This is a genomic window from Deltaproteobacteria bacterium (assembly GCA_016219225.1).
In the GTDB taxonomy this organism is placed as follows: domain Bacteria; phylum Desulfobacterota; class RBG-13-43-22; order RBG-13-43-22; family RBG-13-43-22; genus RBG-13-43-22.
In genome coordinates this window covers 25,935-45,788 of sequence record JACRBX010000202.1, presented here as the reverse complement: position 1 = coordinate 45,788, position 19,854 = coordinate 25,935, and the positions used below count along the sequence as shown (strand labels likewise).

18 protein-coding genes are annotated in these 19,854 nt (G+C 52.8%); all 18 read right to left on the bottom strand.

The window, feature by feature from the left end; genetic code table 11:
• Positions 1–14: 14 nt before the first annotated feature.
• Positions 15–1,601 carry a long-chain-fatty-acid--CoA ligase gene (locus tag HY879_17400; protein MBI5605114.1) on the bottom strand — a complete coding sequence of 529 codons (1,587 nt, stop codon included), beginning with the start codon at positions 1,599–1,601 and terminating at the stop codon, positions 15–17.
• A 258-nt stretch (positions 1,602–1,859) separates the two neighbouring features.
• Positions 1,860–2,564 (bottom strand): ABC transporter ATP-binding protein, encoded by a 705-nt coding sequence (locus HY879_17395; protein ID MBI5605113.1) that lies wholly within the window; start codon positions 2,562–2,564, stop codon positions 1,860–1,862.
• On the bottom strand, positions 2,542–3,351 hold the full coding sequence (locus HY879_17390) for an ABC transporter ATP-binding protein (GenBank protein ID MBI5605112.1): 810 nt from the start codon (positions 3,349–3,351) through the stop codon (positions 2,542–2,544). Before HY879_17390 ends, HY879_17395 begins: the two co-directional genes overlap by 23 nt.
• Positions 3,339–4,289: a branched-chain amino acid ABC transporter permease gene (locus tag HY879_17385; protein MBI5605111.1), complete on the bottom strand. Its 951-nt coding sequence runs from the start codon at positions 4,287–4,289 to the stop codon at positions 3,339–3,341. The genes HY879_17390 and HY879_17385 overlap by 13 nt, the downstream gene beginning before the upstream one ends.
• A gap of 253 nt (positions 4,290–4,542) precedes the next feature.
• On the bottom strand, positions 4,543–5,403 hold the full coding sequence (locus HY879_17380; GenBank protein MBI5605110.1) for a branched-chain amino acid ABC transporter permease: 861 nt from the start codon (positions 5,401–5,403) through the stop codon (positions 4,543–4,545).
• A 70-nt stretch (positions 5,404–5,473) separates the two neighbouring features.
• Positions 5,474–6,616, bottom strand: coding sequence for an ABC transporter substrate-binding protein (locus HY879_17375; protein ID MBI5605109.1), 1,143 nt, complete (start codon positions 6,614–6,616; stop codon positions 5,474–5,476).
• Positions 6,617–6,881: 265 nt separating this feature from the next.
• On the bottom strand, positions 6,882–8,021 hold the full coding sequence (locus HY879_17370) for an acyl-CoA dehydrogenase family protein (protein MBI5605108.1): 1,140 nt from the start codon (positions 8,019–8,021) through the stop codon (positions 6,882–6,884).
• A gap of 15 nt (positions 8,022–8,036) precedes the next feature.
• Positions 8,037–9,242 (bottom strand): acetyl-CoA acetyltransferase, encoded by a 1,206-nt coding sequence (locus tag HY879_17365; GenBank protein MBI5605107.1) that lies wholly within the window; start codon positions 9,240–9,242, stop codon positions 8,037–8,039.
• Between the two features lies 1 nt (position 9,243).
• The gene (locus tag HY879_17360; GenBank protein MBI5605106.1) at positions 9,244–10,701 is read right to left on the bottom strand and encodes a 3-hydroxy-3-methylglutaryl CoA synthase; all 1,458 of its coding nucleotides are present in this window, start codon (positions 10,699–10,701) and stop codon (positions 9,244–9,246) included.
• 143 nt (positions 10,702–10,844) lie between these two features.
• A complete protein-coding gene (locus HY879_17355) occupies positions 10,845–12,002 on the bottom strand; it encodes a CoA transferase (GenBank protein ID MBI5605105.1) in 1,158 nt (385 codons plus the stop codon).
• Positions 12,003–13,199, bottom strand: a complete 1,197-nt coding sequence (locus HY879_17350; protein MBI5605104.1) for a CoA transferase — start codon at positions 13,197–13,199, stop codon at positions 12,003–12,005.
• Positions 13,200–13,324: 125 nt separating this feature from the next.
• A complete protein-coding gene (locus HY879_17345; GenBank protein MBI5605103.1) occupies positions 13,325–13,777 on the bottom strand; it encodes a MaoC family dehydratase N-terminal domain-containing protein in 453 nt (150 codons plus the stop codon).
• Between the two features lie 8 nt (positions 13,778–13,785).
• Positions 13,786–15,321, bottom strand: coding sequence for an acyl--CoA ligase (locus tag HY879_17340; GenBank protein MBI5605102.1), 1,536 nt, complete (start codon positions 15,319–15,321; stop codon positions 13,786–13,788).
• A 49-nt stretch (positions 15,322–15,370) separates the two neighbouring features.
• Positions 15,371–16,210, bottom strand: coding sequence for a 3-keto-5-aminohexanoate cleavage protein (locus tag HY879_17335; GenBank protein ID MBI5605101.1), 840 nt, complete (start codon positions 16,208–16,210; stop codon positions 15,371–15,373).
• Between the two features lie 262 nt (positions 16,211–16,472).
• A complete protein-coding gene (locus tag HY879_17330; GenBank protein MBI5605100.1) occupies positions 16,473–17,018 on the bottom strand; it encodes a Zn-ribbon domain-containing OB-fold protein in 546 nt (181 codons plus the stop codon).
• A gap of 2 nt (positions 17,019–17,020) precedes the next feature.
• Entirely contained in the window at positions 17,021–18,217 is a 1,197-nt protein-coding gene (locus HY879_17325; GenBank protein MBI5605099.1) for a thiolase family protein, read from the bottom strand.
• Positions 18,218–18,305: 88 nt separating this feature from the next.
• Entirely contained in the window at positions 18,306–19,025 is a 720-nt protein-coding gene (locus HY879_17320) for an ABC transporter ATP-binding protein (protein ID MBI5605098.1), read from the bottom strand.
• Positions 19,022–19,786, bottom strand: coding sequence for an ABC transporter ATP-binding protein (locus HY879_17315; GenBank protein ID MBI5605097.1), 765 nt, complete (start codon positions 19,784–19,786; stop codon positions 19,022–19,024). The genes HY879_17320 and HY879_17315 overlap by 4 nt, the downstream gene beginning before the upstream one ends.
• Between the last annotated feature and the right edge of the window lie 68 nt (positions 19,787–19,854).

Below are 19,854 nucleotides of genomic sequence, written 5' to 3'. Positions count from 1 at the left end.
CCGAACTCATAACCCTATTCTGGATGGGCACGCAAATCTCGCTTGAGTATCTTCCCTGTGGCACTGCGGGGCAGGGCTGGGAGGAATTCGACGATCTTCGGCCGCTTAAACCGGGCCATCTTGTTAAGACAAAATTGGATAATTTCATCGGCCGTTGCTTCCCGGCCCGGTTCAAGGACCACACAGGCCTTGACCGCCTCTCCCCATTTTGGGTCCGGAATACCGACGACGGCGGCTTCTTTGATCTTGGGGCAGGTCAGGAGGACGGACTCGACTTCCGCCGAATAAATATTCTCACCCCCGCTGACGATCATGTCCTTCTTGCGATCCACCACATAGACGAAACCTTCCTCATCCCGTCGCACCAGATCGCCACTGTGGAACCAGCCTCCCTCGAAGGCCTTCCGGGTTTCTTCCGTGTTCTTGTAATAGCCCTTCATCAGGCCGGGTCCCCGATAAACAATCTCGCCGACTTCGTTAACCGAGACATCTTCCATAGCCTCATTCACTATCCGGACCTCAACATTGAATAGAGGCAGCCCCACAGATCCCTCCTTGCGCAGGGCATCCTGGTGTTTCATGTAAACCGTGGTGGCCGACATCTCGGTCTGTCCGAAGGCTTCATACAAGGAGGCATTGGGGAATGATTCCAGAATCCGTTCCTTAAGGGCATTCGTCGTCACATCCGCTCCATAGGCGGCCGTTCGCAGGGAACTGACATCATATTTTTTGAAGTCCGGATGATTCATCACCATAAGCCACATGGCCGGAACAAGAAACAGGAAGGTAATCCTTTCCCTTTCAACGGCTTTTAATAACTCCACGGGATCAAAATCCAAAACAACCATGGGCGTCAAGGCCTGCATGGTCTTGATGATGCTGACCACACCGGCGATATGAAAAAATGGGGTAACGGACATTACTTTCGGCGCTATAAAAGGCATATCGTTTTTTCGAGGAAGCGCCAGGGCTGTCTCTATACTGATGGTCATAGCGTTGGTAATCAAATTTTTGTGGGTCAATATGGCCCCTTTGGGTTTTCCTGTAGTCCCGGCGGTATAAATCAGAAAAACGTCCTCGTCGTCCTGGAGCCGGGCTTCCGGTTGAATAACCGAGCCTTTTGACAAAACCTCTTCATAAAATTTATACCCTCCCTCCCCTTTCGAATCCGTTATGATGTACTCTGCAATTAAGGGGAGAGTGCCTTTAATGGTTTCGATGGTCCGGACGAAATGCTCTCCCAAAAAGAGGAGCCTCACCTCGGCATTACTCAAGATATAGGCTATTTCCTGTGGAGCCAGCCGGATATTTATGGGGACGTTGACGGCCCCTATTTTAGCCACTGCAAAAAATATCTCCAGCATTTCCTGCCTGTTCTCCATAAGCAGTCCGATGGAATCCCCTTTTCCGATCCCCAGTGACAGAAGGGCATTAGCCAGCCGGTTGACCCGTTCATCCAAGGCCCGATAGTGTATCCTTTTATCTTTAAAAATCACTCCTTCCAGGTCAGGAAATTTTCGGGCATTACGGGCCAGCATCTCCCCCAGCAGCAATTGTCTGGACATCTCTATTTCAAATCTCTGTTTTTCGGTAAGCTCCATTTAATTTCAATCCTTCAAGGCGGATGGACCTTTAAAAGTCCCTCTCGAACGAATGCGGGGAATAACCTCTCCGTCATTCCGGTCAAAACCGGAATCCAGGTTCTTTTCGTCTCAGCATAACACCTGGATTCCCGTTTCCACGGGAATGACGTGTAAGAAAGTCCGAATTTTCAGATTAGGGCTCAAATTTTTCAAAGCACAAAATTATTACATTTTCCAGAGGTTTCCTGAAAGCTGATCGCTGATCGCTGACCGCTTTCAAATCCCCAGATAGGCCTTTTTGACCTGCTCATCCTCCATCAATTCCCGGCTGGGTCCTTCATGAAAGATGCGGCCGATTTCCAGGACATAGCCCCGCCCGGCCAGTTCCAGGGCCATCAGGGCATTTTGCTCCACCAGAAGAATAGTCCCCCCCTGCTGGCTGATCTCCTGGACGATAGCGGCGATCTCTCCGACCATGCGGGGACTTAAGCCCAGGGTCGGCTCGTCCAGAAGGTACAAGGCCGGATTGCTCATCATGGCCCGCCCGATGGCCAGCATCTGCCTCTCCCCTCCGCTCAGTTGCCCGCCTAATTGGCCTTTTCTCTGCTCCAATATCGGAAAAAGCCGGAAGACCTTTTCAAATCTTTCTTTCAGGTCTTGCCGGTTCTTCTGTGCTACAGTCCCTAATTCCAGGTTTTCCAGAACAGTCATCTTACCGAAGATGCCCCCCCTTTCCGGGACATGGGAAATCCCCTTTTGGGCTATCGTCTCCGGCGTCAAACCTTTCAGCGATTTGCCCTGAAAGAGGATCTCCCCCGAGGTCCAGGGAATCAACCCCGATATGGCCTTCAGCACCGTCGTTTTCCCGGCCCCGTTGGCCCCGATCAGGGCCACGATTTCACCGGGACCAACCGAAAGGGATACCCCGTGCAAGGCCTGCGACTTACCATAAAAAAGTTCAATGTTTTTCAGTTGTATCATCTTTTTTATACCCCAGATAGGCTTCGATGACCCGGGGGTCCCGGGACACTTCTGCCGGAACCCCTTCGGTCAGTTTCTGTCCGTAATTCATGACTAAAAGGCGGTCACAGATCCCCATCATGACCCTCATATTATGGTCGATGATAAAAACGGTAATCCCATCTTTTCTCACCGTTGCGATCAAATCGATCATTTCCTGGATCTCGTCGGCGTTCATGCCGGCTACCGGCTCGTCTAATAAAATCAGTCTCGGGTTGCTGGCCAGGGCCGTAGCCAGCATTAAGCGCTTCTGCTGGGCCCAGGTCAGATTGGCAGCCGGCTGCTCCTGAAACTCGGCCAGATGGGTAAAATTCAGCAGGGCCTCCACCCGCTGCCGGCTCTGATCCTCCTCTTTCCGGCTGAAGGGGCTTCGCCAGAGGGCCCCAAAAACCGAAGTCGCGGTCCGGCAGTGGAGACCGGTCATTACGTGGTCCCGGACCGGTAACCCCGGAAAAATCGTCGCCGCTTGAAAAACCCGCACAATCCCCTGTTCGGTGATCTGATGGGGCTTCAAGCCGCTGATATCCCGGCCGTCAAAACGGATCTTCCCGCTGCTTAAGGGAACCGAGCCGGTAACGGCATTAAAGACCGTCGTCTTCCCTGCCCCGTTGGGGCCGATAAGGCCGAAGATCTCCCCGGTCTGTATCTGGAACTCCAGATCATAAACAGCCACCAGCCTTCCAAATGATACGGATATCTTATCCCCCTTCAGATAGGGGGCTCCATTTTCAGGTCTCACGGTATCCATTGGGCTATCCTCGGATGCAGGGATCGCAGCTTTCCGGCAATCCCCATGGGCATTAAAAGAATGACGATCAGCAAAATCAATCCATAAAACAACGGCCGGTAAACCTGGGCCGCTTCCAGAAATTCAGGCAGAAACCAGAGCAGCAACGGTCCGACGATCTCTCCGGTCACAGTCCGCGCCCCGCCCACGACGATCATGACCAGCAGATTGAACGACATGTGCCCCCCGGCGATCTCCGGCTCGATGGAACCCATGTAACAGGCATAGAGCCCTCCGGCAAAAGCCGCCATGGTGCTGGCGATGACGTAAACAATGAGCTTGTAACGCAGGATGTGCACCCCCAGCGCTTCGGCCAGGTCCTCGTTTTCCCGGATGGATTGAAAGGCCCGGCCCGGACGGGAACGGGTCAGGCGACGGATCAGAAAAATGGTCAGGAACACAAAAAGCAGGACCAGATAATAATAGGTCCGCTTCGAGGAAAAATCCACGGTCCAGCCCATAAGATGGATCTCCGGTGGGAGCGGAATCCCCGACAGGCTCACCCCCCCGGTCAGACTGTCCCAGTTATGAATGACAATAGTCACCATGAGTCCCAGGGCCAGCGTGCCCAGGGCAAAATAAGGCCCCTTGATCCGCAACATGGGCCAGCCCATGATCGCCGAAGAAAAACAGGTAAACAGGGTTCCCAAAATCAGGGCCGGTAAAAAGGATAGCCCCAATTTGACCTGCAGAATACCGCAGGCATAGGCCCCCAGGCCGAAAAAGGCCCCGTGGCCCAGAGAGACCAGTCCGCTGTAACCATAGATCAAATCCAGGCTGGCCACCAGGATGATGTAAATGCCCACCAGGGTGAACATGTACATCCAGTAATTCGACCGGATCAGAAACGGTAACAGAATTACCAGAAGTCCCAATAACAGATAAATCAATTTGCGCATAGATCTCTTCCCATTTCGGATTGCGGAATTTAAAAAACCCACTTCCAAAGAAGCTCTGTAGGAGCGGGTTTTAAACCCGCCCTTACGGGTCATTTTCATGCTCCGTGGCGCCCCTGGGGCATGAGGGCTTAATTCGAAATTGTGAATAATGAAGTGATTGGTCTTTGCCTTCCTTCGACATTCGACATTCGATATTCATTATTCGATATTCGATTTTTTCATTCTTCGTGTCGCCCCCAAAGGGCCGGTTCAGTTATCGCCGGTATAACCCCTGGGGCATCCAAAGCAGCACCCCCAGGAAAAGGGCAAAGGAAAAAAGATCCTTATACATGGAGCTGATATAGGCGGCCCCGAAATTCTCCCCCAGCCCCAAAATAAGCCCCCCTATTATGGCCCCGGTGACGCTGCCCAGTCCCCCCAGGGCCACCACGATGAAGGACTTGATGATCGGCGTCAATCCCATGCTCGATCCCACCAGGGCCGTGGGCGCCACCAGCGCCCCGCCTATCCCGGTCAGGCCGTAACCGATAATAAAAGTCAGATAGGACATGCGGTTGGTATTGACCCCCAGCAGCCGGGCTACATCCTTGTTTTCAGAAAAGGCCCGGATCTGTTTGCCGGTCAGGGTCCGAAAAACCAGCAGGTAGGTCCCCAGGGCGAACAGCAGGCAGACCCCGAAAAGGATCAACCGCTGCAGGGTCAGGGAGACCGGACCCAACCGGATGATGATGTCATTATACGGAGAGGCGATACTCCGCCAATCCGGGCCGAACCAGACATTCCAGCCCCCCTCCAGAATGGAGTAAAGCCCCAAGGCCCCGATAAACCCGGCGGCATGGGGGGCATTATGGAGGGGCCGGAAAACAACCCTTTCGCTGATCACCCCGATCAATCCGGCCAGTATCACCACCGGCAGGAGGCTCCCCAGATAGTACCCCGGTCCCATCCACTGGATGACATAAAAGGAGATAAAGGCCCCCATCGCATAGATGGCCCCCAGGGCAAAATTGGGGATTGCGAGAATCCCATAGATCAGGGTCATGGCCAGGGCCAGAAGACCATAAGCGCTGCCGGCAATCAAACCGTTGACCATATACTGCAGAAATTCAGCCATCGCTCATACCCCTATACCAGTTTGAAAATGGTGTCTTGACTTGCATCTTGAAACTTGAAACTTTTTTTCTCTAATTAACCGGCACCAGTTTCCCCTTCTGATACCTCCCGATCTTGGCGGTAATCGCCCCTTCACCATCTTCCTTGAAGGTTTTCAGACCGGTCGTATTATGTTTATCATCAAGGGGCAACACCAATGGAACAGCCTGCCGGATCTTAAGGGCGTCCGTAGTCGTTCCTGCCTTTTGCATGGCCTGGAGGATGATGTGGACACTGGCGTAGCAATTCACACCAAAGCCGGCTGCCGGTTCCTTATAGCCCATGGCCGGGTACAATTGGGTCCGATAACGGGCCACCGCAGCAGGTGGAGGAATCATATTAGTATACTCGACCCGTCTTAAAAATCCTTCGATCAAATCAGGACCGGTGAGTTTCTCACCCGCAGCCGCAAAGCCCGTGGAAACGACAAAAGGCGTCTTGATCCCCAATTCATGGGCCTGTTTGATCACCCCGGCCGAGGCCTCGTCATAAGCCGTAAGCAAGATCACGTCCGGGTTGGCGGCCTTGATCTTGGTCAGTTGCCCCCGGAAATCGGTCTGAGTACGCTGGTCCAGCCACTCGTTGGCAGCCATTTTGACCCCCAGCTTTTCAAAGGCCCCCTGGTAGGCCTTGACTGAGGATTTCCCATAATCACCCGTATCGGAGATCATGGCATAACTTTTGGCCTTTAAAATTTTCACGGCCTCCCGGGCCAGCCCTATGGCATCTTCATCAATGGTCTGTTGATGCCGAAGGACCAGTTTGTTTCCCTTCTTGGTCGCCTCAGGAATTTTGAAAAAACCGATCAGCAGGACACCCATCTTTTCATTTCTTTCCAGCATGGCCATAACGGATCCACTGATATTTTGAATAATAACAGGAACCTCATATTTATCTTTCAGGCGTTGCATCCCGGCTACGGCCTTGGCGGCCACCCCTTCATCATCATAGCTCTGGATATTCACCTTATACTTCTTCCCGGCCACCTCCACCCCGCCGGCGTCGTTGATTTCCTTAGCGGCGATCAGTGCACCATGTAAGGCGTCAATTCCAATGGCCGCTGCCCGCCCGGTCAGCGGACCGGTATAACCGATGTTGATCTCCTGAGCAAATACCGGCCCCTGGAAGATGAAAAACATGGTTAACATAAAAATAATTGCTGCTGTTCTTTTCATGATCCCTCTCCTTGTCTTTCCCATTTTTAATGATCTTTAGTCAGGCAGGATGCCTGACCTATTTTTTCCGAGCTTAGACATTTGCAAGAAGCTCATTAAGAGGGTACTCCCCCACTCCTTGTTTCCCCTCGCCTCGTGCCTCTCCTCTGCTTTTTCTTTCCGCAGTAAGCGTTCATGCCCATTTGGACACCACGAAACATGAAAATGGTTTTACTCCGAACTCTTAACTCCGAACTGATTTACCGGACCTTGAACCGTTTTTTCTTTAAAACCCCAGCATCTTCCCCACCACCGATTTCATCACCTCCGTAGAACCGGCATAAATGGTTTGGACCCGCACATCCCTGGCAAAGCGGCAGATGGGATATTCCTCCATATAACCGTATCCACCAAAGAGTTGGAGGCAGTTGTAGGCCACCCGGTTGGCCATCTCGGCCACCCAGGACTTGGCCATGCAAACCTTTTTGGTAATGTCGATACCGGCGATGTGTTCCTTGATCAAGGCATCAACAAAGGTTCGGCCCAGTTCGATCTCCGTGGCCATTTCGACCAGCTTGAAGGTGTTGTGCTGGAACGACCCGACCGGTTTGCCGAAAATCTCCCGCTCTTTACAATACTGAATGGTCAGGGCCAGCATGGCCTCGGCCATGGCCTGAGATCCGGTTACCGAGAAAAGCCTCTCCCGCTGCAGTTTTTCCATCAGATAGCGGAACCCTTTGCCTTCTTCCCCTAAAAGGTTCGCCACCGGGACGCGGCACTCCTCGAAAATCAGCTCGGCCGTATCCTGGCTGTGCATACCCATTTTATTCAGTTTTCTCCCCCTGGAAAAACCGGAGGCGCCCTCTTCGACACCAATAAGACTGATCCCCTTGTAACCGGCCGCCGGATCGGTCTTGGCGGCCACAATAACCAGGTTTGAATTGAGGCCATTGGAAATGAAGGTCTTTTGGCCGTTGAGGATATAGTCCTCTCCGTCTCTTTTGGCCGTTGTTCGGATGGCCGCCAGATCGGACCCGGCATTAGGCTCGGTCATGGCAATGGCCGTGATGATCTCACCGCTGACACAGCCTGGCAGCCATCTTCTTTTTTGATCCTCATTGCCGTAGGTATCAATATAGGGTACAATAACATTGCTGTGCAGGGAGTGGGCGAATCCGACATAATCCCTTCGGCTCATTTCCTCGGCCATAATAATGGAATATTCCAACCCGGCACCGGCCCCTCCATACTCTTCGGCCACCCAGGGACAGAGATAGCCGTTTTCGCCGGTCTTGTGCCAAACCGCTTTGGGAACAATCCCGTCTTCTTCCCATTGTTCATAATAGGGGGCGATTTCCTTATCCAGGAATTTTCTGAAGGCCTCGCGAAAAATTAAATGTTCTTCCTGAAACAGTCCTCTTTCCATTTTAATCAGTCCTCCTCACCCCCTTCCGACAATCGAAATGGCCGCCACGTTTTTCCAGGGGAAGCCCCCCAAATTATGGGTCAGGCCTAATCGGGCATTTTTAACCTTCCGCTCTTCAGGAACCCGGTCCAGCAATTGTTCATACATGGCATAGACCATCCGGAGTCCCGAGGCCCCAATGGGATGGCCGAAACATTTCAAGCCGCCATCCACCTGGCAGGGCACCTGGCCCTTCAGATCGAAAAACCCGCTCATAATATCTTCATAGGCCCCTCCCTTGGGGGAGATGTGCAGGTCTTCCATGGTGACCATTTCCGTGATGGAGAAACAATCATGGACCTCCATCATGCTGATTTCCTGCCTGGGGTCTTTTATTCCTGCTTCGTTATAAGCCATGGTGGCCGCCCGCCGGGTGGTGGCGAAATGGGACCCGTCCCATTTCGTGAACATCTCCTCCTCTCCGGAACTGCAGACCACCTGAATGGCCTTGATAAAGACGATATCCTGATTCCTCTTCAAACTTCTGGCGATCTCCGGAGTGGTCACTATGGCGGCCGCCGATCCGTCGCTCACCCCGCAGCAATCAAAAAGTCCCAGGGGATAGGCGATCATGGGGGCCTTCTTGGCCTGTTCTTCGGTGATCACATTCCTTAAATGGGCCTTGGGATTCATGGCCCCATTGGCATGGCTCTTCACCGACACATGGGTAATGGCATCCTTGATTTTCTCCATGGAGATACCCCACTTGGCGCTGTAGGCCGTGGCCAATTGGGCAAACATCCCCGGGGCGGTCATGTTGGCCGCTTCCATGCGGGCATTAACGCCCCGGCCGGCCCCGCCGGGCAGACCGCCGTAGCCCGTGTCCTTCAGCTTCTCCACCCCCAGGGCCAGGACAATATCATAGGCTCCGGCGGCCACGGCATAGGATGCGGCCCTCAAGGCCTCCGTGGCCGTGGCACAAAAATTTTCAACCCTGGTGGCGGGGACAAAGGGCAGTTTCAAGGCCAGGGACAAAGGCAAGGACGCCTTGCCCACGTTGACCTCGTCAAAATGGGTCCCCAAATAGGCCGCCTGGATCTCTTTCTTTTCTATACCGGCATCGGCCAGACATTCCGTAAAGGCCTCAACCATCAAATCCTCGGCACCGCTTTCCCAACGCTCCCCGAAGCGGGAACAGCCCATGCCCAGAATGGCCACCTTATCTTTGATTCCACTTGCCATTTTATTTGTCCTCCTTTACCGGGACCGCCTTCCAGAAGTACCCGGAAATGTCCCGTTTCTTATCATAATATTTTCTTCTGAAACTGAAGGTCACCGGCAGGCCGGTGGCCATTTCCGCCAGGGTGCAATCGACAAAGTCAAAATAATACTTGCCCCCCCCTTCGAATTCCACGGCCCCGTAGATGGCCGGAGGATTGTAGGAAGCGGCCAGCATGTCTCCGGTAAAACTGACTACCTGTCCTTTCTTATCGGAAAAGAGATATTCTTCCATCTGGTCGACGGCCCCACACTCGGGATTAACACAGATTTTCTGGGCCGGTAATTGGGGAGTCCCGCATTTTAAACACCGGGAGCCCCAGAGTCCCAGGACCTCTTTACGCTTGCGCCACAAAGCGGTCCATCTGGTCCAGAGATCCTCCTCACTCCGAAGCCCCATCTCCGCCGGCAGGATATCCCGCCAGACCAGGTATTTTTCATAAACATCCAATTCCGCCCGGTTGGCCAGGGAACCCGAAATACCGCGGCCGCTTTTTTTGTTCAGGATGTTTTCAGTGACCTCAAAACAAAGGGCATCACAGCCGCTGCCGAAGCTCACCACTAACAGCCGGTCTCCCGGCCTGGCCCCTTCCAGGGCACCGGCCAGCATAACCAGACTTTGGGCCGCTCCGCAGTGGCCGATCTGTTCCTGGTAATTCCCCTGATCCATCTCGGCGGTAATCCCCAGCATCTTATTGAGTTTTTTACGCTCCGCCCCATAATGGCAGTCGTAGATGACCTTGGCAAAATCCTGGATCTTCAGGCCGTATTTGGAAAGGAACCCCTTGATTACCTCAGGTAAAAAATGATCATAACCCAGATCCCGAATCCATCGGTCTTCCCACTTCCGATCGAACCTCGCAAAGGCCCCGCGGTAGTGATCGCCGAAATCATAGGTGATCGAATAGGAGCCCTTGAATTCGGCGATCACCTCTCCATTCCCGACGATAAATCCTGCGGCAGCGTCGCCAAAGATCATCTCTTCCCCGGAGGCCGGCCTTCCCATTCGGGAATCGGAAGCACAAACCATAATGGTATTGGCACCGCCGGCCGCGACACTTTCCAGGGCGGCCAGCAGCGCCGTTGTCCCGGCTTTCAGCCCGCCGCCGAAATCCGCGGCCCGTACTTGATCTTTGAGTCCTAAAGCCGCCGTGCAAATGCCGGCATTGAGCCGCTCCTTATAGGGCATGGTGGTCGAGGCGAAATAGAGTCCATCCACCTTCGACCTGTCCATCCCGCAGAGGCTGTCTATTCCCGCGGCAACGGCCATGGTGATGCTGTCTTCATCAAAATTGGCTACCGCCTTTTCGCCTCTCATATTCGAAGCGGTCGAAGGGTCCATCCAGCCCATAGCCTGAAATATCTTCCGACGATCCAGCCGGTAACGAGGCACATAGCCTCCATAAGACACGATTCCTGTCATTGTTTTTCCCTCCATATCTGTAATGAATGTCGATTCTTAAGAATTGATCCTCATTCTGAATTTTGGCTTCTGACTCCTGAATTCATGAATTTCAAAGGTGCTGCCCTTCAAATTGCCTTTTCTTCCTTCAATCGTATCAGATCTTACGGTTCATAGCCGAGAAGCCAGCAGTAAATGGATTCATTGTCTTCTCCCAACAAAGATGCCCGTTTAGCCACCCGGCCCGGTGTTCTCGATAGTTTGATATCCACCCCTGGAACCGGAATTTTTCCGGTGACGGGATAGTCGAGTTCGATCAGCATTTCCCGGGCCTTAATTTGCGGCACCTCCAGGGTCCGGGAGACATCATTGACCGGACCGCAGGGGATACCGGCTTCATCCAGTATTCGCATGGCTTCGGCTATCGTTTTATCTCTGATCCAATCCCCCAGGATCGGATCAATGGCCTCATAGTTCCGGTAGCGTTGCAGATTATCTTTAAAGCGCGGATCTTTAGCCAGATCCTCCCGACCCAGGACCCGGCACATGCGCCGCCACATACTATTGCCGACGATATTGATCATCAGGTAGCCGTCTTTTGCCGAGGCACTGCAGCAATAGGCATAGAACCCCCCATTACCGACTTGTTTTCGCAATTCACCCAGGAGCAGGTATTCGGCCGCACACCCCACGGAGCCCACTATGGAGAAGGCCACGTCAAAGAGGGCAATGTCGACAAGCTGCCCCCGGCCGCTCGTCTGACGCTCCACATAGGCCATCATAGCCCCGAAAGCGGCCCGGGCCGCTGTATTGAAATCGATATAAGGGAGGGCGGCCCTGAGGGGCGGCAATCCCGGATATCCGGTGAAGGGCATGGAACCGGACATGGCCTGGGCAATGGCATCAAAGCAAGGCCGCTCCGCATAAGGGCCGTTCTGCCCGAAGCCGGATATGGCCACAACGATCAAAGCCGGATTGATCCTGCTCAAACGCTCATATTCGAGGACCCGGGCCTCTTCCGATCCTTTAGGAGAATTGTGCACCAGGATATCGGCCTTTTTAACCAATTCCTCTAAAAGTCGCTTTCCCGCTTCGGACTTTAAGTTTAAGGTGATATTTTTCTTGTTTCGCTGTATCGTCAAACCGAAGGACATGGGCTGGCCGTCCGGCGAATAGGGGCCCAGTTCACGATCCACCTTACCCATCGGCGGCTCCACCCGGATGACCTCGGCCCCATGATCCGCCAAAAGCATACAACAATAGGGGCCGGCGATATAGCTTCCCAGATCCAAAACCTTGATCCCTTCAAGCGCTCTACTCATTTAACTAAAGACCCCTTCTTGCTCCATCCTTTTATACTCCTCCTCCGAATAGCTTAATCCGCCGATAATCTCTTTGGTGTGTGTCCCCGAAGGAACCCCTATAGAGGTGTATTCTTTAGGGGCATGAGAAAACTTAATCGGGTTAGCCAGCTGCCTGACCTTGCCACCCTCCGGCAGTTCTATATCGATGACCATCTGACGTTCTTTGGCCTGGGCGCTGTTTAAGGCTTCCGAAAGACCGAGCACCGGCTCCACACAGGCATCGAAGTCCCTGAAAATTTCTCTCCATTCATCCCTCGTTTTTGATTTAAAAATGGCGCGAACTTCAGCCTTGACCGTTTCAATATTTTTGGGAGCAATGCCGCCAGATATAAGATCCGGACGCCCGATGGCTTCACAAAAGGCTTTAAAGAACTGGGGTTCCAGGGCACCAAGACTCATATATTCCCCGTCTTTGGTTTCATAAAAATCATAAAGGGTCCCCCCGTTCAGCCGTTCCCTTTCCCGGACCGGCTCTGTCCCGTCCACCAGGCAAGAAACCCCGGATGCAATATTAAAGGCCATCACCCCATCCATCATGGCTAGGTCTATATATTGTCCTTCCCCGGTTTCCTTTCTATGGATGACGGCCGCCAGAATACCGATAACCGAATGGAGTGAACCGGAAGCGATATCGGCAATCTGCATACCCGTCAGAGACGGACCGCTTTCTTTTTTCCCTGAATAAGCCGGAAGTCCAGCCAGAGAAAGATAGTTAATGTCATGACCGGCCCTTTTTCTTAAGGGACCGGTCTGTCCATAGCCGGTTAGCGAGCAATAGATGACGGCCGGATTAATTTTTTTCAGGCTTTCATAATCCAATCTCAGTTTGCCCATCACACCCGGTCGAAATTGTTCGATGACCACATCATATTCGGCGATCAACTGTTCAACAATCCTGACGGCCTTGGGATTTTTAAGGTTTAGATTGATCGACTGCTTACCCCGTGCCAGGTAGGCCCAGAGCGCTGAAATTTCAGTCTCAGGAATAAAAGGTGTTCTGGTCTCTATAGGGTCCGGCCTGGTGCCTGAACCGACCCGCAAAACCGTGGCCCCCATATCGGCCAGATATAATGTTGCAAAAGGACCGGGCAGAAGGCTGGAAAAATCCAGAATTTTTATTCCGCTGAGCGGTCCGCTGTTACTGTAGTGACCCATTTTTCGTCCTTTTTAATTTCAATCTATTGTCAGGCAAGATGCCTGACCTATTAGACATCTCGGCCAGCAGATTCTGGACCAGTTGAAAAGAGGCGATGGGCTTGCCGAAGAGGATCTTCATAAATTTATTGGCCTCTTTTCTGCCTGGCCATCAGGGTAGTGGTCGTCCCTTTCTGAACGGTCTCTCCCTTTTGATTGACCACTTCCTTTTCAAGGACCAGGATCCCCCGCTCCGGATTGGAAGTCTCCCGCAGTTCCTTGACCCGCTGGACCACATGGATGGTATCCCCGATGCGGACGGGCAGGAGAAAATTCCAGGTCAGGCCCAGAAAGGCAATGACGGTTCCTTCCATGATCCCCAGCATCTGGGACAGTCCGGTATGGATCACCAGGCCCAGCATGCCGTGGGCAATCCGCTCGCCGAAAGGGGTCGTTTTGGCGAATTCGGCATCGGTATGCAGTTGGTTGGTATCCCAGGACAGGGCGGCGAAATTGACTATATCGGTTTCAGTCACCGTCCGGCTCTTAGTAATGAATTCCTGGCCAAGATAGAAATCGTCAAAATAATGGGGGGCCATAAAAAAATCTATTCCTTTCCGTATTGCTCCCGTAAAATTCTTTTCAAAACCTTGCCGCCAAAGGTCCCTTTGGGCAGTTCCTCCAAAAAGATGACCGAGGTGGGCTTCTTATGACTGGCCAGATGGCAGCGGCAGTGTTCGATGACTGCCGCTTCCGACAACTCCGCCCCTTTTTTAGGGACCACGATGGCCCGGATGGATTCTCCCCATTTGACATGGGGGACCCCGATGACCACCCCTTCGGAGATATCCGGATGGCGGGAAAGGACCTCTTCTATTTCACTGCAAAAGACATTAATCCCCCCGGTCTTGATCATGTCCTTGATCCGGTCGACCATATAGAGAAAACCCAGGTCATCGTATCGGCCCACATCCCCGGTGTGCAGCCAGCCCCCCCTTAAGGTCCGGGCGGTTTCTTCGGGGTTTTTGTAATACCCTTTGAAAACCGTGGGCCCGCGGACGATAATTTCCCCCTCTTCTCCAACAGGCCTGTCCTGATCAGACTCATCCACGATACGCACCTCGGTGCACATATAAGGGCGGCCGACACTCCCCCATTGACGGGGTCTGTCCGTAGGTTTTAAAACGGTCACTGCCGGCGAGGCCTCGGTCAAGGCATAAGAGCCGTACAGCTCGCCGTTGGGCCAGAGATATTTTTGGATATCTTCTTTTAAATCCGGATGCAAAAAACCTTGAGAGCAAAACCAGCGCTTCATGGAAGACGTGTCCCGGGGACGTTTGATATTGGCCTCCAGGAGCATCCTGAAGATGGTGGGATTGCCGACGATAAAGGTGGTCCGTTCTTTTTCCACCACATCCAGATAAGTATCCGGGTTAAAGGTTTTGCTGCCGATGAAGGTCCCGCCGGCATACATGTAGGCCAGAAAACGGCTTAAGGCCGCCGTGTGGTACATCTGCATGGGATAATAGACACTATCTTCCGGGGTGGGGCTTTGATTTTCAGTGGTCACACAAATGATATTCCAGAGTAAATTCTTATGGGTCAGTATCGCCCCTTTGGAACGGCCGGTGGTCCCTCCTGTGAACAGGATAAAGGCTTCGTCTTCTTCCACCAGAGGGATTTCCGTTTCTTTATCCTGGCTTTGCCGAAGCAGCTTTTCGTAATCCAGGGCAAAAGAAGGGCAATTCCCGCCCAGACAGACAAAGGTTTTTATCTGTGGAAGCCGACTGCGTATTTCTTCTACCGTACCGGAAAAATCAGAGTGAAAGATCAGGACGTCGTTGTCGGTGAATTCGGCCTGATAACACTTATCCTGCAAAGTGGCCCGGGCGTCGATAGGTACGGTGACCAGGCCGCATTTTAGATTTCCCAGATAGACTTCCATTAAAGCCAGACAATTATTGGCCAAGGTGGCTACATGACGGCCCTTTTCCAAACCCAATCCAATAGCCGCCTGGGCCCAGCGATTAACCCGTTCATTCATCCGGCCATAGGTGATACTTTTTTCATCATCCATACAGGCCGTTTTGTCCGGAAATTTTCGGGCCGAACGGGCAAATGCCTCACCGAGAGTCATTTCCATAAGATTCCTCCAAATATGAATATCGAAATTCTCCTTTTCCTCATATTTTTTATTTATTCAACAGCGGCAATATCTCCCTGGCCTCTGCTACCGTAGCGGGTTCATACCCCAATTCCCGGATGATGCGCACCGCCTTTTCCACCAATTCGGCATTGCTTTTGGCCAGGACCCCTTTGGACAGGTAAACATTATCTTCAAAACCGACCCGGAAATTTCCCCCCATAAGGACAGCCATAATCCCCATGGGGATCTGATGGCGGCCGATACCGATAGCCTGCCAGGTGTAGCCCTCGGGCAGGCTTTCCTTCAGGGCCAGGAGATTTTTAAAGGTGGCCGGAATCCCGCCCAAAACCCCAAGGACAAAACTGAATTGATAGGGGGGTTCCAATATCCCGCCCTGGCGGATCCAGACCTCTACATTATTAATCATGGACAGATCATAGACTTCAAACTCGGGCATGACCTTGATCTCTTTCATCTTCCGGGCATATAGCTCCATGACTTCCGGAAGATTGGGAAAGAGGTTCCGGCCGAAATTCATGGAGCCGGCATTCAAAGAGGCCGAATCGGGTTGGAGTTCCAGGACCGGTTTCAACCGCTCCTCCGGTGTGAGGCCCAAGCGGGTTGCCCCGCCGCCCGAGGTGATCTGGGTAATGATCGGGCAGGCCGCCCGGATGGCCTCAAGATTGGCCCGGAAGACCTCGATGTCCGGCGTGGGTTCACCGGTATCGGGATTCCTGGCGTGGAGGTGCACCACGGCAGCCCCGGCCTCATAAGAGCGACGCGCTTCTTCGGCCACTTCTTCCGGCGTAATCGGAAGATTGGGATTGTTTTTCCGGGTCGGTATACTGCCTGTGGGGGCAATGGTGATGATGACTTTCCGGGACATTTATGGCCTCCGCGATTGATGTGTATTAAATTACTTTTAAAAGGGATTAATTGGATTTTTTTACCCTTCGACAAGAAAGGGGAAAATACAATCCTGATTAACTCGCAAAAACTCGTCATTCCCGCGAAGGCGGGAATCCAGTCAACTCGTGACTGCTTAAAAGCACTGGATTCCCGTTTTCACGGGAATGACGAATATGCGCGCATAGGGACTTTTTATGAATTTGTCAATCCTGTCAATCCCGTAAATCCTGTCAAAAAAATTATTCGTACGGTTCAAAATAAAAATCCGTGATGGTCCCCTGCCGTTCTTCACGAAAGACGGCCTTGACTTTTGTCCCCACCCTGATCCGGGCCACATCTTCCACTTCCATATTGGCCATGAGCAGAAAATCGGTTCCATCTAATTGCACATAGGCGCAGACAAAGGGAACTTTTTTAATAAAGGCACTGGTGGAGATATACTGGACCGTAAAGGTCTTGATCACCCCGGTCCCGGTCAAAGGCACCCATTCGGTAGGCTGATAGCACAGGGAACAATGGGCCCTGGGAGGGCAGTAGACCTTGCTGCATTGGGGGCATTTGGCCCCGTAAATTTTCTTGTTTTCCCGCAGTTCCCTGAAAAACCGGGATTGTTGGCCGTAACTGTACTTATAGATGACCTCCATCTTGTCAGGTATCTCCAGGGGTTGGTCCATAGGGACTTGGCCTGACAACTCTTTTTCAAATTCCCGCTTCAGATATTCAATGGGGATGCCATATTTTTGATGCTCAAAAGCATACCATTTTTCCCGTTCCTGCTCGTTCATGATCAGCCCTCCCTTTCCAAAACCAGACAAACCGTCCAGGTGCAAAGGGTCCCGCCGATACTTTGCACCAATCCGCGGCGGGCATTTTCGACCTGCCGTTCTCCGGCCTCTCCCCGCAATTGCAGGGCTACTTCATAAGTCTGCATGATGCCTGTGGCCCCTACGGCATGGCCGCAGCCGATCAAACCGCCGCTCAGGTTGACCGGCAATTTTCCTCCGGCCATGACCACCCCTTCATCGATCAACCGTCCCCCCTGCCCTTCTTCACAAAAAAAGCAGTCTTCATAGGCCATAATCTCGGTACCGGTAAAGGCGTCATGCAGTTCCGCTAAATCCAAATCTTCCAGGGGGTGGGTAAGGCCGGCCATGCCGTAAGCCTTTTGAGCCGCCAGCCGGGAAGATTCGAAGGTATGGATGTTGGGCCGGTTTCCGGGTATGACATAGTCGGTGGAAGCCCCCACTCCGGTAATCCAGACCGGTTTGGGGCTTATTTTCCGGGCAACTTCCTCGGAGGCCAGGATGACCGCCGAAGACCCTTCGGTATAGAGGCAATTGTCATAAAACCGGAAAGGCTCGACGATCTTTTTGGAATTCAAGACCTCCTCCACCGTCAGGACCTTGGGCGATTGGGCAATGGGATTCTTGGTGGCATTGAAATGATTCTTCACCGAGACCTTGGCCATCTGTTCATCGGTGGGGTTGCCGTATTTTTCCCGGTGGGCGATGACCGCCAGTGCAAAGCCCGAGGCGGCGGTGCGGCCGGCCGGGTTGTCATAAGTCATGTCAGCCGTATAGAGGATGGCCCGCAGGACCTCCGGGGTGGCGGACTGAAATTCATAGTTGTAGCAATCGGCGCATTTTTCCACCCCCAGGACCAGACAGATGTCATAGAGGCCGCTGGCCACCTCGGCGTAGCCGATGCGCAGGGCCGCCCCGCCGGTGGCCCCGCCGGAATTGACCCGCACCATGGGCTTTAAGCCCAGTCCCAGATAATCGTGGACAAAGGCGTCAGGCTGGTATTGACGCTGAAACAAATCGTTGTAGATCCCGTAGACGGCACAATCGATATCCAGCCGACTGAGTCCGGCATCCTCCATGGCCATCCTGGCCGCATCGAAGGCCAGCTCATAATAGGTCTTGTCCACCCAGCGGGCCTTGAACTTGGTGGTCCCCATCCCCACAATGCCGACTTTTCTCATAAGTCCCCCCTAAAAAAGGTTCTAGGTTGAGGGTTTAAGGTTTGAGATTTTACCTTACACCCTGCACCTTATACCTTGTACCTTTCTTTCATCCCCCCAAATACGCCTTTCGGATGTGTTCATCATGGATCAGGTCCGAAGCCTTTCCTTCCAAAACAACCGATCCCGTTTCCAACACATAGGCCTGATGGGCCAGGCGCAGGGCCATTTGGGCATTTTGCTCAACGATGATGATACCCACATTCCTCTGGTTGATCTCGATGATTATCCGGCTTAATTCCTGGACCATTATGGGAGCCAAACCCATGGAAGGTTCATCTAAAAGGAGTAACCGCGGTTGGGACATCAAGGCCCGGCCAATGGCCAGCATCTGTTGTTCTCCTCCACTGAGACTCCCGGCCCTTTGAGCCTGTCTGTCCCGCAAAACCGGAAAGTGCTCAAAGAGCTTTTCCAGGTCCATCCGGATCTCTTTCTTATCCTTGCGGCGAAAAGCCCCCATTTTCAGATTTTCGAGAACGGTCATGAACGGGAAGACCCTTCTGCCTTCAGGGACATGGGCGATTCCGCGATGGACAATTTCCTGTGGAGAAAGACCATGAATCTTTTTTCCTTCAAAAAAAATCTCCCCTTCTGCCAGGGGGACCAATCCGGATATAGCCCGTAAGGTCGTGCTTTTTCCGGCGCCATTCGACCCGATGAGGGTAACGATATTCCCAGTCTCGACTTGTAAGGAGATTCCCTTCAGGGCCGGGGCGGCTCCGTAAGAAACCTTCAGGTTCTGCAAAGAAAACCAGGATAGTTGGGTCATACCGGAACCTCGCTTCCCAGATAGGCCTCAATTACCTTGGGGTCCCGTTGGATCTCCTGGGGAGGACCTTCAGCGATCTTTTGTCCATAATTAAGGACGACTATCCGGTCACTGACACCCATGATGGCCTTCATATCGTGTTCCACGATCATCAGGGTGATCCCCCTGTCCCGCAGACCCCGAATCAAATCGATAAACCTTCGGGACTCCTCCGGGTTCATTCCGGTCAGAGGCTCGTCCAGCAGCAGCAACCGGGGCTGGGCCGCCAGGGCAATGGCCACCCCCAAGGCCCGCTGAAGGCCATGGGGCAGATTATGGGCCAGATCTTCCCTGACGGCTAAAAGGCCCAGATACTCCAGGATTTCCTTGCTGTGCCTCTCGACGGCTGCTTCACTTGTTTTGGCCCGCACTTGGTTTAGAAGAAGTTCCAGGAAATTGGCCTTGATCATCAGGTGGTGGGCAATAACCACATTTTCCCAAACCGTCCGGTTCTTGAATAGATTGGTTCCTTGAAAGGTGCGTACCAAACCGAATTGGGCGATCTTGTTGGGCCGAAATCCGGTAATATCCCGGCCATTAAAAAAGACCCGGCCGGCCGAAGGGGAAAAAAATCCGCTGACCACATTAAAAAGCGTAGTCTTGCCCGAACCATTGGGTCCCAGCAGCCCAAGGATTTCCCCTTCATTAACCTGGAAACTCAAATTCCAAAGGGCCGCCAGCCCGCCGAAGTTTTTGGTTACATTTTCGATAGTTAAGAGCATCGATTTTTGAATCCTTGGATCAAAAATACGAATATCGAATATCGAACACCGAATTTCGAATCATGAAG